The following is a 16888-nucleotide window of genomic DNA, read 5'->3' on the forward strand; positions in this document are numbered from 1 at the left end:
GTTGTTGGCTGTAGTTGTTGGCTGTAGTTGTTGGCTGTAGTTGTTGGCTGTAGTTGTTGGCTGTAGTTGTTGGCTGTAGTTGTTGGCTGTAGTTGTTGGCTGTAGTTGTTGGCTGTAGTTGTTGGCTGTAGTTGTTGGCTAGAATTATAATATTTACAGTGTAAATTAATATGACGATTTACACTGTAAATATAATTAAGTCTCAGTTTACACTGTAAACCAAAACATTATCTGATCACCATTTATGATTTTCATATTGTTCAGCAACAGACTTTCCACGCTCAGTTAAGAATGCTAAGAATGTTTCAGGGCATTGAGTCACAATTAATTCCTGCGGAAAATCAACATGTGCTAACAAAGTCTTAATGCTTGAGAAGTTACCAACATCCGCCGCAAAATGAGCATCAGACCCAGTCGTAATTCGAGCCCCAAGTTCTTTTGCTAGTGCAGCAATATCTTCACATCGAGGTGCACTACCAACACGAGAGCGGCCCAATGATGAGTTATTGATTTCAACTAACACATTATTCTTAGCGGCAATACGAATGACGGCTTCAAAGTCAAAATCATAATTAGGATTTCCAGGGTGACCGATCGCATCAACCACGCCTGACTGTATTGCATTAATCAATGCTTCAGTATGATCACTTTTCGTCATCGGTTTAAAAACGGGCTCATGCAAACTCGCTATCACCCAATCTAATTTCGCTAAAACGGTATTATCAAGATCGACCTCACCCGCAGTATTCTTGATATTTGCCTCAACACCACGTAAAACAGCGACACCTTCAAGAAATCGAGGAAGTACACGTTGATTCGCAAAATACCAGAAATGAGGAGCACCAGGCATTAAAGAAGCATGGTCAGTATTACAAAACATTTTTAATCCCTTTGCCGCAGCAGCTTGGGCATTTTCAATGATTGTACTATAAGCATGACCACTGGATAATGTATGTGTATGTGTATCAACTTGAATTTGCATAATGAAAAACCTCTAATAAACTTGAGAAGATAAAGAATAATAACGAGCAACTATATTTCGTAAATGCTGCTGAGCAACTTTACGACTGGCTAAATGATATCGCTCCCCCACCGCTGACCAAGTTTGTTTTTGCAAAATCTTAGCTACCGCAAAGCCGACATCATCATTCCAAGCACAATCATCTTGCAACAAATACTGTGAGAGCCAGCTTTCAAGACTAGCAACCACGACATCATAACCAAGTCCACCTTGAATAAAGGTTTGTAGCTGATGTTCAATCTGTATCTGTGATAAGCCATAATTCAATGGTTGCTGAACATTTTGAGAATATAATTTAAAAAACAATTGGCTATCAAGCTGACTAAATTGTTCAACTCGCTGGCAAATAAAAGATGCACTGAACAAAGCAACCGCCTCATCAAACCATAATAACGCAGCGCTTGATAACGGTTTAACAAACAATAAAGAATGGAGACCACTCGCTGCATCTTTAGTGATTCCTAACCGCAACGGCCGTAATGAACAATGACACCAAAAATCCACAAGCTCATTAGCCGCACCAAAGCTTGTACCGATATAGTCAATGTTTTCATTCTGTGCTTGTTGTAAAACAGCGTCCACCAAATGGGTACCAATACCTTGTTGTTGAAAACTATCAGCAACAGCAATACGTAATATACGATAACAACGCTGCTCGGCCGCAATCGCATAACCTAAATGAGCCGCTAAGGATTGAGCCAATAAATGCCCTTGTGGACGACGTTTACCTTGCATCACTAATTGTGCAAGTTCAGCATCAAATCCACCTTCTTTAGACACAACACAACAACCAATAATTGTCTTCGCTTGTAACGCAACAATCAGGGATAGCTCAGGATCATCTAGCAGTTGTTGAATATCATTGGGTGAGGTTTGGTAATGGGCGTTAATCAATAAACCAAACAGTTGGTTTAATAAGTTTTCATTAGCCGCTAATTCAGAGGCCGGTAACACAGAATATTCAATCGCAGCGACATCAGAACCAACATCAAGCACAGTACAATTCGGGGCTTCGGCGGATAATAACAACGCTTTAAAAATCCAAGCTTCAAGCGGATCGCCAACAGCCCAGCGAATAGGTTGTTCTAAATGATAACTGCGCCACTGTGGCATTTTAATTGTTAATTGTTGTTTGAATTTAATTTCAAACCCACGCCCAGTACCTTCATAACCATGAATAGTCGTCGCAAAAATTAATCGATTATGATGAGAAAGTAACGCCATTAAGATAGATGCTGGAATAGCGGCAGCTTCATCCACCATAATAAAATCAAATTCTGATGCGCGGTTAACTATTTCATCAGCGGCTACAAATTCTAACTGGCTAGCGCCAAAATGTAATTGATGTCGATGTGGTTGTAGCGCCGTTGCTAAGCGTAATTTAGCAAGTTTAAATACCGTATCCGCACAAGCAAAAGAAGGAGCCGTAACAGCGATTTTAATTGTTCGTGTTTGTAATAATTCAGCAGCAGCAATACCAAGCGCCGCCGATTTACCTCGACCACGATCAGCAGACAACACTAATGGACGTTTACTATGGCCGGTCACAACTTTAATAATCGCATCCACTGCGTCTACTTGGCCTGCAGTTAAACACCCTCGTTGAACATTAGCATCCGTAAATATTTGAGAAGAAGATAAGTCATCAGGTATCACAGCTAAAGATAATAACTCGACAAGTTGTGACTGCTGAATAAGCATAACCTCAGGCTCTAAAAACAAACGACCTAAACGATGATAAAAATGAGAGCTAATATTAGCAAGTCGCCATGTTGGTGGCGTAATAATAACAAGAATACCCCCACCTTTAACGGTGCCAGAAAGTGCACCGAGTGTATTTGCATTCAATCCATCTAATGCGTTGATAGCCACCATATCAAACTCTTGCCCAAGCCATTGCTTTGACTGTTTAAGAGATGAAGGCACAAATGACATTGGCGCATTATCCCCAGCCCATAATCGTTGTGAAAAGTGCTTACCAATAACAGTTGCCATTGTCGTTGCCCATTCGCAATCGCCTTCTAAGACAATTAACTGACGACAAAAATGGTGTGATAATTGTTGCTGAAGTTGAGCGAAGAAAATATCTAACTGCGCCGACATAAATAGATCCATAAATAAATGACCTACAGATCATAACACAGCCACAACAGGCATAAAAAAACCACGCATAATTGCGTGGCTTTTATTAAGTAAAATAAACGTTACTTTAGATAATCATTTAAATAAGCCAGTACATCATTGATTTGACGATCACTCATCTTTTTCAATTTAAGCTGTAACTTATCACCATCACGCATATAAGAGACTTTACCCTTAATTAAATCTTGCGATGTTGGCTTCTCAATCACTGTCTTAGGATGTAATTGCTCACCTAATTGTTCTAATTTACCTGTTACTTCACGCGTAATACGGCTAATGCCTTGTGCGTTAATCGTCTTCCATAATGCTGCATTATCACCGCTCAAATCAGCAATCATGTGTTGCTGTTGTTCGTGATTTAAACCAAAGAAAATACGGTGAAGTTTAACAATAGTAGGACGACCAAGTTCACCCACACTAGGATAAGCCATCAATAATTCCATCGGTAAACTTGCAGCTTTTAGTGCACCACTCACTAATGCTTCACTGCACTGTAAATACTTAGCCAGTTCTTTTTGATCAGCAACTTTGCCAGTATCTAACAGCGACTGCATTTCTTTACCACGTTCAAATAAAGATAATGGCTTATGCGCGTTCGCAACATCGGACAAAAATTTAGCATGCTCAGTATTGATGCCTTTAGCGACATAAATTAGAAAATCTTTATGAGCAATAATACAAGACATACGACGGCGGCTACCGTCTAATACTTCAATACGACCATCATCAAGCCAACGACCAACGGCGGGATATTGCTGGCCACGATCTTTTAACGTTACTAAAATATCAGCAAGAGCATGCTCATTTAAAAAAGCTTGCTCACGCGCATTTTCAGCAAAAACGATCGTTTGTGTGCTGATATCATCTGCGTTTACTTTTACTAATTCAAAAGCAACAGTATCTTCGCCAGCAACAGCTAATTCAATCACAGCGGCTTTATCACGGGCTGCTGTTTGTGCTTCTGTAACATTGGTCGCACGACGTTTATCGGCTTTACCAAATAAACGTGCATTAAGATCTGTAGTTTTAATTGCCATCTGTCAATTACTCCTCGTTCAAGTTTGCCCAGTGGCTGTGCATAACACGTTCTAATTCAAGACCAACACGCTGAATGGCTTCTTGAGCCGTAGAAAGGGTCTTCTTACCGCCCTCAAATTCAGCCGCAGTAAGGTCAAAAACAGTGCTATAAGTGTCTGCACATGTCTCAAAAGCGCGGCTTCGTGGTACTGTCGCCATCATTACTTGCTCACGTAACAAGTAATTCATTTCGGTTAATACTGAAACTTGCTTTTTATTATCGTCTTCAAACATCGTTGGCATCAGACGAATGAATTCTAATCCGTGCCAATCTTCTGGAAACATCTCATAAACAGTGGGTAAATGCTGAAAGAAGTTAACGGTTGATGCCCAGTCTAAACGTTTAGCAGCACAAGGAATGATCAACGCATTTGATGCATACATTGCATTCCAAACTAATGGATCAATATGAGGACCCGTATCAATCATGATGATATCGAACTCATCAGCAATCGGATCAATCACTTTTTCTTTAAGTAAACGCACGATATCAAGATCTTGATTTACAGCCAAATCTTGCCATGCATCAGCATTGAACATCGCATCTTCAGGGAAAGCTGCAATGGTTTTAAGATTCGGATATTGGGTTGGCATTACCACATTATCCATTACAAAATGCTTATCCGTTAACACACCTTCCGGCACGTTATCTAACATTACGTCCACTGCTGAATAAATAGTCTCTTGTTTACCTATACTAATCAATGGATTAAGAAATAAACGTAACGATCCTTGAGGATCAAGGTCAATAAGACAAATTCTGTAACGCTTATCTAAATCTAAGGCTAAACAAGCAGCGATGTGCACCGCTGTCATCGATTTTCCAGTACCACCTTTCTGATTCTGGACATTCACCACCCAAGGTTTACGTCCAGCGCCTTCTCGTTGATAAAAAGCAGGCTTTTTTGCTGACTCCATCAACTGATGTGCTTCTTCAAGGGTAATTGAATAGTGATTTGCTTTATTTTTTGTAAATTGATGCCCAGTCGCTTCCATACGTGAAATTGCATCATCTAACTTGCGACGAGTTAAACCTGAGCGCGTTTCCATTAATGCTTTTGACATTGGTGGAAAAACTTCCTCGCGACGCTCTTCTAAAACAATTTCAATACGATCCGCTTGTACTTGTTTAGTTTGCTCTGCAATATTGAGCAAATTTTGTATCGTCTGTTCCCTATTCATTAGTACTCTTCGCCATGATAATAGACTGCCTCTATTGTACAATAAAACACACTGTAAACAATAAAAAGCTGAACAAAAACATGTAATACCAATCTCAACTAAAAAACATCGATTAATGCAAAAAGCATAAAAAAATAAGGTTTTTAGACTTCAATCTACTCAAAAATCCAACCTAATCTACCTCATTAAACCCATTTCGCAAAACTGTTACAGTGTCACAAGTTTACAATGTAAATTCAACTCATCTGCATTATTAGCGGAACAATGAAAAAATAGTGATAATTTACGGATAATGTCATTTCAATATAAAAAAGAGTCGATGAAAGATTTTATTCTATTTGCTAGTGAAATCACCCAATTTCATTAGTAAAAAGTAAAAAAAAGCAAAATAAAACTAAAAACAACCTGAAATCATATTCAGTGAATTCATAAAAGCTCATGATTACTTGATCATTGTTCCAACAAAGAAGAACAAAAGATGAAACGATGATCAAGCAAAGATAATTGCTAATATAGACCTGTAAACCGTACTTTTAGACTCACTTAATAGCGGAAAAATGATCAAGATAAAGTTCAATGATCACAATTATTGAGTTAACAACACGGAAGCATGTAAAATTGAAGATAAACTACGGGGAACGCTGATTCAATAAGGGTTGGGGCTTCATAGCTGTCATTTAAAATCTACTAAACAACCGCTTAATTTCTTCAATATGGAGAATTGAAATACACCAAATACACGATGATCATTGATCCAATGGCGGATACATGACAAATCCACATTGGTTTACGTTGAATGTCATCTCAATTAAGTGTCAATTCAACTTAAAAAAGCATTTGCGAGAAGCAATACAAGCATAAATATGCCCCAAAAACTTGAAAACACACCAACATGATCATCTTTCCAGTAAAAAAAGGCTATCGATAACACTGAAAATAACAATCAACACCAATAAATACGTGCTCTCACATCTTAGTTGTGGATAACTTTGTGGAAAAGGTGATAATCAATGATGATCATGCTTTCATTATTATTATGATCATGTTTTCAGCTTTATAATGATCATCTTTCCAGTGCTATGATGATCATGCTTTCTAGCGCTATATGATCATGTTTCTGTACTTCTGTTGATCATCGTTCCAACTGCCTGTAAAATAATAATCATTATAAACATACAGTTACAACAAATTTTCTCACCTGATCATTAGATCATATAATCAATAAGATCAGATTTAATCATAAAGATCAGTTTTAAAATCTTTAAATAAAAAACTTTATTTATTGATCTTTTTCTATTAATCTCTACGGAAAGATGATGCTTCTACGGCTAATGACAAATGAATTCCGTTCGAAATACTAAAAAAAATCCGATTGATAAGATATTGATCGAAGCGCCAAGATCACACAAAGATGGTCATTTATTTGTGATCCCTGCAAATTTGGTTGATTGGTTACCCCAATACCAGCATTTTAAAGGTGTAACCAAAAGTATTATCGAACTGTTGAATTTAATTTCATTACGTGGCTTATCAAGCCAAGATGGTATGGTTTCAACAACTGAACTTATTGAAGCAACAGAAGGCCAGTTAACCCGCGCTGCTATTCAGCAACGTTTACGGGCAGCTGTCAGTGTTGGGCTATTTAATCAACAGCCAGTGCGATTTGAAGAAGGCCTTGCTGGTAAAACTATGCTGCATCACTTTATTAATCCAGCACTACTCATCTCTCAGCTTGGTACTGGTAGTTTACTATCAGATCAATTTAAGCAACGTGAAAAACAAAAGCGGTCTAAGGCATTAGCCCAAAATCATGTTAACCGTCGCTTATTGACTGAATATGGTTTAGGTACTCCACCATCGATGCCAGATGAAGCCGATCAAATTGTGGTATCGCCAACAAGTTGGGCTGGTATTATCGATCAAGCTTTAGCGCCACCACGAACAAAGAAAAGTTATCAAAAAGCAATGGTTGCGATCAGTGGCACCAAAGCGATCATTGAAACACGATCTTCAAAATCGATCATGACTGTTGATGATCTTATGACGTTATTTGCGTTGTTTACGCTAACCGTACAATATCACGATCATCATCTTGCGGATTATGAGATCCAACTCCGCTCAATGGCAAATAAAACCCCTGTTTATATCACTGATATTTTAGCTTTACGTGGTAAAAAAGACAGTGGCCCTGCTCGTGATTCTATTCGCGAAAGTATTGATCGTATCGAATTTACAGATTTTCAGTTGCATGAATTAACCGGTCGTTGGCTGAGTGAAAATATGCCAGAAGGTTTTAAAAGTGATCGGTTTAGATTTATTGCTCGTACGATCACAGCATCAGAAGAAGCGCCTCAAGAAGGTGACGATGGTGAGATTCGCATCAAACCTAACTTGTATATTTTAGTGTGGGAACCTTCCTTTTTTGATGAATTACTCACCCGTGATTATTTCTTCTTGTTCCCACCAGAGATTTTACGTCAACATACTTTAGTGTTTCAACTGTACACGTTTTTTAGAAGCCGCATGTCACGTCGCGTTGTTGATTCAATGCTATTAAGTGAATTGAATCAAAAACTTGCTAGAAATATTGAATGGCGTCGTTTTTCTTCGGATATTATTCGTGAATTAAAAAAACTGGCAGAAGGTAAAGTGACCGAGACGATGTTTGCGGTTAATTTATGGGGTTATCATTTAACGATTTCGGCTGATGATGTTGATAAACGTTATACGGATTATCGAATAGATATTAAATCTGATGCTGAAGAAGTTATTCGTTATTCTCGTGCGAAAACCACTAATGAAGGCAAACGTAATATGGCACCAACGATGCCAAATCCATTACGTAATGAGATTATGCCTAAACAAGCACTAGATCAGTTATCCGCGATTATTGATGGCGAATTTGAACCAATCCAACGTAAAGAACCTCGACCTCGAGGGCGGTTAGGACGTCGTATTAAGCTGCGTAAGCATTTAGTTGAAATAAATGCAGATGAACTTACTATCGTTTTATCTAAATATACCTCTTCTGAGGCGCTACAACGCAGTATTACGGCGTTGTCTGCAATGACTGGTCATCCAGCTACTACGATTACAGAAGAGTGTCAGGGGTATTTAGAGAAGCTTGATTGGCTTCATGTCGCAGGGGAGCGTGTTAGTTATGAAACGCTCAGTAAAACGGTTGAGCTGTACAATAGCCGTCAAGATGAACGCCATTTATCCATTGAACGCTTAATTTCAGGTTTAGCGGTACGTCGAAAAGTATGTAAATTGGTTCATGAAGGTCATATAACCGATCAAGTATTAACAGCCTTAGATGATGTCGCAAAAGGAATTTAAAACATAAATAGTGATAGCTGAATAGAGAAAGAGCGTGTTTATCGACGCTCTTTTTGTTTTAATACTGCTAAAGGGTTAACACGTAATACTTTGATGTGTATTACGTTATACTAAGTATTATTGTTAGCGGAGTTAGACGATGTTGTTTAGTAAAAAGAATTTTAGCAGTATTTTATGTTGTATTTTTGTGAGTACATCAACTGTTAATGTCTATGCTGCAACAGCAGATCGTCCTGTTATTGAGCGTCCTAAAATTGGTGTAGTGCTTAGTGGCGGTGGTGCAAAGGGTGCGGCCCATATTGGCGTACTGGAAGTTCTTGAAGAAAATCGTATTCCAGTTGATATTGTGACTGGTACGAGTATGGGAGCCTATGTCGGTGGCATGTATGCCATGGGGCTGTCTGCTCACGAAGTTAAACAACGAACATTTGATATTAACTGGAATACGGGTTATATCGATAGGGCTAGTCGTAATGATCTATCGTTACGAAGAAAGAAACAAGGCGATACTTATCAATTACATACTGATTTAGGTTTGGATATTAATGGTGAGTTTAAATCTCGCCCTGGTGCATTTCAAGGCCAAGGGCTCGCTGTTATTTTACGCCAACTTACCGTTAATTTACCGGCATTAAAAACCTTTGATCAACTCGCTATTCCATACCGCAGTGTTGCGACGGATATAACGAAGGTAACCCCTGTTATTATTGGCTCTGGTAATTTAGCCACTGCAATGCAAGCATCAATGACGGTGCCTGGCGCATTAAAACCCGTTCACCTCGATGGTAAGTTACTTGTTGATGGTGGGGTCGTTAATAATATGCCTGTTGATGTGGCAAAGCAGCTTGGCGCTGAGGTTATTATTGCGGTGGATTTACGTGATAGTTTAATGCCTAAAAAAGATTTAGACAGCGCTTTAAATATTGTGTCACAGTTAACGACCTTTATGACTAATGCCAGTGCTGACTATCAGAAAAGCTTAATGAAGCCGAATGATATTTATTTACAACCCAATGTTTCTTTTATGACTGCAGCTGATTTTGATAAATTAGATCAGGCTTATCAAGCGGGACGGAAAATAGCCCAAGCATCACTTCCTCGTTTATTACGCTATCAATTATCAACTTCTGATTATGCTAAATATAATAAAGAAAAAAATATGAGACGAGTGAAATTATCTGCACATGACTCATATTTTATTGATGATATTGAAATCATCAATAATACTAATTTACCGGATAAAACATTATTAGCACAACTAGAATTAAAAACAGGTAAAGTGATTTCTAATAATGAATTAGAACAATCTGTGAAACGCTTACAGAGTGAAGATATCTATGGGCGAATTAATTATTCAATAAAGCAAAAAGATAATAAAAATATTTTAGTGATGGATATTAATGAAAAATCTTGGGGGCCTGGATACTTAAACTTTACACTGGCGTTTGAAGATGATTTTGAAAGCCGATCTGATTTTTCTTTTGGCGCACAATATATTTATACTGATCTTACCGATAAAGGTGGAGAGTGGTTACTTGAGTGGAAACTGGGGAGTTGGAAGGATATTTCAACTGAACTATATTTTCCGATAGATTATCAACAACATTTCTTTACTGCTTTTGGCGCTGCAACGAGTAATGAAATTCGTCGATTTGATAATTTTAATGCTTATAATTTAAATACAGAAGATCTAAAAAATATTGATGCGAAATATAATCAAACTAATGCTTACGCTGAAATGGGATGGAATATAAGACCATGGGCAGCATTAACATTAGGGTATAAAGGTCAAACAGGTAGTATTGCGGTATCAGCATTGGATAGTAAAGAAAACTATGATTTATATGGACCATATTTAGATCTTACTTATGATGATTTAGATAGCTTCTTCTTTCCATCTTATGGTTCTTATTTAAATGGTGAGATTGGCTATAGTAATACCTTACGTCGACCAACGTCAGGTGAATCAGAGTCTGGTGACACGGTATATTATAATTTATCGATAATTAAACCATTCACATACGATAAACATACAATGGTATTTTCAATAAAAACTGCTGGTTCAGATGCTGATAATTTATTACCTATCTACGCTCAAGATCTTGGAGGATTATTTAATTTATCGGGCTATCATCGTTATGAGTTAAATGGTCGTTATAGTGCTTTAACCAGTTTAATATACCGTTATCGTGTTATTGATAATAATTTTGGAGCATTTAAGTTTCCGGTATATGTTGGCGGTTCACTTGAAAAAGGTGGCGTATGGGATCGCACATCAGCCATGAGTTGGCACAGTGCGATTACTGCTGGCAGTGTGTATGTTGCCGTAGATTCCATTTTAGGGCCTGTTTATTTAAGTTATGGTCAGACATCCACGGGTGAAAGCTCATTCTACCTTTCACTCGGAGGGACATTGTAAATATAAATGTATTAATGTTTATTTATTAACGATGGATATTCAATTGTGAATATCCATTTAATACTTTACATATATTTGACAAATTAAAGTGAATTTAGTTGATAATCGTTAGCGATACACTTTTTGCTTTTATTTATTTATTCTCTGTTTATATGGATATAAATAGATTAACAATAAAATATTTAAAAGTATTATATGATTTTTTCGAGTCTCTTGAGGCTCGTTTTTTTTTGTTATTAATTTGATTGAATACACGCACAAAAACGCCCCTTAATAATAGTAATTAATAAAGGGCGAATAATAGGATGATTATTTAGTATTCCCAATGCTCAATATTATGTGAACCACTAAACTGATTAGGGAAATAATCTTCACACTTACCTTCACGCCATACATCAGCCGTTGCACAGTGTAAACCACCACCAAATGCATACGCATCACGTAAATCAACCGGAATAACGTTAAAGCCGAGTTTATCAAATTGCTCCATTTGTGCTTTTTCGCTGGCTTCAACACACACTGTTTTATGGTCAATGATCAATGTATTCATTGATAGCCACGTACTTGAATAACAAAGTGGTGGTGGGTTATCCCATGCAGGTTTAACGGCTTCAACAATTTGCCAATCATTCTTTTCAAAAATTTCACGTTGGCCGGCAAATAATGGCCGATGTGGATTAAGCAACATTAGACCTGGGCGTAAAGGACAGAATGTAGCATCAATATGAATTGGGTGATTATCTGCAAAACTTAATGTATGGATACGGTATCCCATTGGCTCATATTTACGCTTGATCCAGTGAATACCGGCTAAGTTAGTGGTTAAGCCATGTTGAACAAAGATATCTTTACCTAAGCGCATGACATCTGCGGCATCAAATAAAATATCTGTTTCTTTGGTGCTGTATTCTTTATTTAATGAACGCGCCATTGTTTCTTCATCAGATAAATATTCATAAGCAGCAACATAATCCATACGGAAACTATCGTCAGATAAACGTGGGCGTGGTGCTTGTTCGATCATACATTTTTGATCTGATTCAAAATATTCACGAAGAAGATCAGTGTATGCCAAATATTCAAAATAACGGCTTCTAAAGCTCATGGGTGCCATTAGAATACTTTTACCCATAGTAAGCAAGCAATCACGAGGAGGCATGCAACCAAAGCCTGAGCTGATTGAAAAATCGGGAGTATTGATACGATCATGCCAGTCAACGGCGCCTGGACGGTCAACAATGATGCCACGGTTTTCAAGGATCTGCGCAAAACCATTTAAACATTCGTTTGCACGATCAATGGACTCTTGAGTACGGCGACCTGCTTTACTACCACGCATTGGTGAATCAGCAGGGATCTTTTCATTACTAGCGGGGCAAGCTTCTGGAATATGTTGGTTATCAGCAATACCAACAATAACATGACGAAGAGGATCAAAATCGTTATAAGACTCGACATGTAATCCCGGTCTAACATAAGGCACACCTGATTCTTTGCGCTCAAGCGGTAAAGAAGCATTTGGATAAAAATCGTTTGAAATACTCATTGCAAATTCTCCATGAGAACGAATAGTTGTATTGAAACAGTGTGTATTGGCACATTGTTAGTTTTACTTACGATAACGAATGTTTATTCTTCTATTTAACAATGTGTTATGTCGCTGCCTCTCGCTGTTGAAGATCATGAGTTGTGCTCTTCAATGGTTTTATAATGCGCCTTTAAAACTGATTTTATAGCGAAGTTATGCCGATAAATGTCGATTATATGCTGATGATGGTATTTATAGCGGTTGTTATCACTTTTTAGTGGGGATAACACATAACAATGGCTCTGACCGATTTTTATGGCACTCTGAATATGCTCATTTCAGTTATTACTTAAAAAGCTCGATGGAATATCACATAATTTAAAAAAGACTATATCGTGCCAGTGAATAGCCGCTCACTTTGGACTAAAGCATCTAGCTCTATAGCATAAAATTGTAATAATGGAGTGATTCAAGGAGGGTAGGTTATGTATCAAAGGGTCATTGCAAATACACCTAAATTTTTAATGTTCGATTTACAGCCATTGATTGAGAATAAACAGTTTATTTTTGGAGCTGATTATATATTGATTCGCCCCCAACAAAATGGTGGCACTCTTTATTTGTCTTCCACTGATATACCATTAGTTGTTGGACAGCTAGTCTTAATCGCACCATTCAATCCATTTAAAATAAGTGGTGAAGCGCTAAATAATAATGACAGTGCGGGAGACGTACTGCATTTTCGTTTAAATGCTTTAGGGCAAACTTTTATTGATAGTATTCAATTTACCAATATAAAAAACATGCTGGATAATGCGAAACAAGGTTTGTTATTTGATAGTGGGGGGTTAGAAACTGTATTTGAAATTATGGATAATATAGAAAACTCCTTTGATTTTAAGCAGCTACTGAATATATTAATGCTACTGGATCAGTTAACGAAAACACCATCGCAGCAATGCTTAGAAAGCCACCCTATTACTTTTTCTACCACCAAAAGAACCGAAAATCGGGTTGATATTGTATTGCAATATATTGCGACAAATCTTGCTGAGCCATTAACTGTTACTATCGTCGCCCAGCAATTACACATGGCGGAAAGTACGTTTTCACGTTTTTTCCATACTCATCTAGGGGTGACGTTTCGACAATACTTAATTGAACAGCGGGTGAAACAAGCAGCAAGATATTTAGTCTCAACAGATTGGACTATTGCACATATTGGTGCTGAAGTCGGATTTTCATCATTATCAAATTTTAATGAAAAGTTTAAAACGTTATTACATGTAACACCGCGGCATTATCGAGTGAATCATTTATCATTACGGGAAAATATCGATACATCTCAATCAATACAAGGGCAATTACAAAAGCAATTACATCATTGGCAAACCAGTGCTTCGATTGCGCCCTAATAACAAGAGAATAACGGGGGAATTATTCTCTTGTTGCTTCGTTATAGGTGTCGAAGATGATTGGCTATGAATTGATATTGGCAGCATTTAGCCACCAGCGCATAACTACAACAAGCTAAAAATGAAGCATAAAGCGGTGCCTCAACCCAGCCAAAATGAAATTCAACAAACAGTAGGCAGCCACTAAAAAAACCAATCACTAATGCGCTCAATGCGGCATAAATATTACCAGGTAACCAATGGGCTAATAACGTTGGTGCAACTAATGCTGCCATTAATGTTCCTGATCCTAAAATTGCTAACATAGAAAGCATAAACGGGGGCGCAAACAGCATGATAATAAATCCGAGAGTACCAAGTCCGAGTACTGCACTACGATTGAGTAGTAACAACTGTTTTGCTGTTAGTGATGATTGGGGCCACAATGCTTGACGTAAATCATGAGAAACTGCACCAGATATTGCATGTAATACTGAGTTCGCGGTTGATTTCATCGCAAATAAAATAAACAAGGTCACAATGGCGGACAAGGACGGTGATAGAAATTGGGTTAGAAAGACGGGCATGGCATCGTCAGGGGTCGTTAAGGTTGGTACTTTTACACGAATATAGCAGCCAACGATAGGAACCAAACTTAATAAACACGCCATAGGGGTCATATAAGCCGCTACATGGTGTAATTTAGTGGTATTAGCAAAAGCCATAAACCGTATCGACATATAGGGCAGGGTAGCACTGTAGATAAACGCATACGGTAGAACCATTAATACATGCCAGCGGCTACTACCATAAGGGCCTGAATCTTGCGGCGCTAATAAGTTTTTATCGATGGCATTCAGTTGCTCGATTAACACTGAAGGAGGCAGATCAGTAAAAATGGTCACCATAATAATAATGGCTGATAAGCACATACCGAGCACCATAAACGTATCAGTAAAAGCAACCGCTGCAAGCCCACCGATTGATGTGTAGATAATAATAATCGTCACCATAATCAATGATGCACTGGTGTGACTGATACCCAACCATGGCCCCGCTAATAACCCTAAGGCTTTTATTTGGCCAACAAGGAAAATCAGTAATAGTACGATGGTAATAATGGCACAGAAGGCTTGAGTTACCCGTTTGACACTTTGAGGACCATCATGACTGGCTGCAATATATTCTGCAATTGTTAATGTGCCCATGGTTTGGGCTTTTTGATGTAAAAAGCGTGCGCAAAATAGTACCGCTAAAATCATCGCGGGGGCAAAGAAAAAATTACCTAATAATTCAATCGCACCATATTTATACGCAACGCCAGGAGAGCCCATAAATCCCCAACCAGAGAATGCGGTAGCAACAATGGTTGAGGCACCAATAAAAGGGCCTAAGCAATTTGCGGCAAGCAAAAAACCACCTTCACCCTTGCTGCTGTGCATGACTTTATTACTGTACAGAGCTAAAGCAACCATAATTGTTACGGTTACTAGGAGTAGCCCCCAATTGAGTGAAGTGTGCATAGCGTCACCTTATGATTGTGGTAGCGGCTTATGAGACAATGCCCGTTTCTTGATGATATTAATCACTATCTCTCCCATACCACCACCAATCACCAATACGCCACCAATGGCTTGTAAAACCGTTAATGATTCACTAAAGACTAAAATCCCCAGTCCTGCACCGACAACCGTTTCTAAATAAGATATACAGGCTAATTCCGCTGCTTTTAAATGTTTAGCGGCAATGGTTAATAATGATAGTGCGCCAAAACCAATAAAGAACCCCATTGATAGTAGCCATAGCCATGAGGTGCCATCCATTGCTGCTAATGATGGGGGATTAATGATAAAGCAAATCGCAATGGCTATCGCACCAAATGAAAAGTTAAATAATGAACGCGAGTCTGAACCAATATCGGTACGGTAACGACTAAAGAATAAATACAAGCCATAGCCGATACCTGACATTAATCCCAGAATATCCCCGATCATATTTTCTTTAGAAAACGACAGCGATAACGTCAACCCAGTGTGAGGGTTATAACTGATAATGCCGATAATAAACAAACAGCCAATAAATACTGCGGTTAACATCGATGCAGTCAGGGCTGAAATTTTTTCTTTTAAGAATATCGCAGCGAGGATAGTTGAAAAAACAGGGCCGGTATAAATTAAAAATACCGCATTGGCTAAGGTTGTATATTGGGTGGCGGAGACATATGCGGCTAAGCATAATCCTAAACAGACGCCACTGGTTATGACGGCAGGGGTCAGGGTTATGTTTTTTAATTGTTGCGCTTTACCTTGGTAGAGCATAATGGCAAAAATACAGATAGCACCGACGATCATCCGTGTAAATGCAATGACATCACCACTGGTATTAATATTACGTGAGAACAAGCCAACACAACCCATAAGGGTGGCAGAAACAATCATCGTGGTATATCCAAGCGTTTTAGGGTTCATTTTCTACTCCTTGAATGGGTACTATTTGATTGGTTTACCAATGATCCACCACCGGAATGTTGTTGATAGATAAAAATACCTGTCACCGTGATCCAGAGGATAATATTGGCAATAATAAAAGCATCAATTGCCCAATAACCTGTTTGCATTACTCTTTCCTTATATTTAGGCGGGGGGAGTAATTAAGGGAAATGCTAATTATTTATTAATGACAATAATTGATGATTTTGAGCGAATGAACTAGCTAAAAGCTGCTATAAAATAACCAATAAACGCTCTCTATGTTTAAATGAGATCTTGGTCATTTTTAGGTATTAA

General features: G+C 38.2%; 11 protein-coding genes. 3 read left to right on the top strand and 8 right to left on the bottom strand.

The annotated features are described in order from the left end of the window. Positions 1 to 235 precede the first annotated feature (235 nt). The 4 genes from C9I86_RS14665 to C9I86_RS14680 form a co-directional block, all read right to left on the bottom strand. A complete protein-coding gene (locus tag C9I86_RS14665; protein ID WP_080156503.1) occupies positions 236 to 982 on the bottom strand; it encodes a phosphatase in 747 nt (248 codons plus the stop codon). A gap of 12 nt (positions 983 to 994) precedes the next feature. Beyond that, positions 995 to 3124 carry a tRNA(Met) cytidine acetyltransferase TmcA gene (locus C9I86_RS14670; protein WP_107276750.1) on the bottom strand — a complete coding sequence of 710 codons (2130 nt, stop codon included), beginning with the start codon at positions 3122 to 3124 and terminating at the stop codon, positions 995 to 997. A 101-nt stretch (positions 3125 to 3225) separates the two neighbouring features. Continuing rightward, positions 3226 to 4200: a ParB/RepB/Spo0J family partition protein gene (locus C9I86_RS14675; RefSeq protein ID WP_080156501.1), complete on the bottom strand. Its 975-nt coding sequence runs from the start codon at positions 4198 to 4200 to the stop codon at positions 3226 to 3228. A 7-nt stretch (positions 4201 to 4207) separates the two neighbouring features. After that, positions 4208 to 5422: an AAA family ATPase gene (locus C9I86_RS14680; protein ID WP_080156500.1), complete on the bottom strand. Its 1215-nt coding sequence runs from the start codon at positions 5420 to 5422 to the stop codon at positions 4208 to 4210. A 1338-nt stretch (positions 5423 to 6760) separates the two neighbouring features. Between C9I86_RS14680 and C9I86_RS14685 the strand changes: the two genes are divergently transcribed. Together C9I86_RS14685 and C9I86_RS14690 are read left to right on the top strand one after the other, a co-directional pair. Further along, positions 6761 to 8761 (top strand): replication initiator protein RctB domain-containing protein, encoded by a 2001-nt coding sequence (locus C9I86_RS14685; protein ID WP_080156499.1) that lies wholly within the window; start codon positions 6761 to 6763, stop codon positions 8759 to 8761. Positions 8762 to 8900: 139 nt separating this feature from the next. After that, positions 8901 to 11180, top strand: a complete 2280-nt coding sequence (locus C9I86_RS14690) for a patatin-like phospholipase family protein (RefSeq protein ID WP_107276751.1) — start codon at positions 8901 to 8903, stop codon at positions 11178 to 11180. A 313-nt stretch (positions 11181 to 11493) separates the two neighbouring features. On the opposite strand, the gene C9I86_RS14695 is transcribed toward C9I86_RS14690, so the two are convergent. Beyond that, positions 11494 to 12726 carry a serine/threonine protein kinase gene (locus C9I86_RS14695; protein ID WP_080156497.1) on the bottom strand — a complete coding sequence of 411 codons (1233 nt, stop codon included), beginning with the start codon at positions 12724 to 12726 and terminating at the stop codon, positions 11494 to 11496. Between the two features lie 467 nt (positions 12727 to 13193). Here C9I86_RS14695 and C9I86_RS14700 point away from each other — a divergent pair, with 467 nt between their 5' ends. Further along, positions 13194 to 14123, top strand: coding sequence for a helix-turn-helix transcriptional regulator (locus C9I86_RS14700; protein WP_080156496.1), 930 nt, complete (start codon positions 13194 to 13196; stop codon positions 14121 to 14123). 41 nt (positions 14124 to 14164) lie between these two features. On the opposite strand, the gene C9I86_RS14705 is transcribed toward C9I86_RS14700, so the two are convergent. From C9I86_RS14705 to C9I86_RS20090, 3 genes are read right to left on the bottom strand one after another with little or no spacing between them, the layout of a single operon-like run. After that, positions 14165 to 15625 carry a sodium:solute symporter gene (locus tag C9I86_RS14705; RefSeq protein ID WP_107276752.1) on the bottom strand — a complete coding sequence of 487 codons (1461 nt, stop codon included), beginning with the start codon at positions 15623 to 15625 and terminating at the stop codon, positions 14165 to 14167. A gap of 9 nt (positions 15626 to 15634) precedes the next feature. Next, the gene (locus tag C9I86_RS14710; protein WP_080156494.1) at positions 15635 to 16570 is read right to left on the bottom strand and encodes a DMT family transporter; all 936 of its coding nucleotides are present in this window, start codon (positions 16568 to 16570) and stop codon (positions 15635 to 15637) included. Further along, a complete protein-coding gene (locus C9I86_RS20090) occupies positions 16567 to 16719 on the bottom strand; it encodes a hypothetical protein (RefSeq protein WP_158258953.1) in 153 nt (50 codons plus the stop codon). Before C9I86_RS20090 ends, C9I86_RS14710 begins: the two co-directional genes overlap by 4 nt. Positions 16720 to 16888 lie beyond the last annotated feature (169 nt).

Source organism: Photobacterium sp. NCIMB 13483 (assembly GCF_003025475.1).
GTDB lineage: Bacteria > Pseudomonadota > Gammaproteobacteria > Enterobacterales > Vibrionaceae > Photobacterium > Photobacterium piscicola.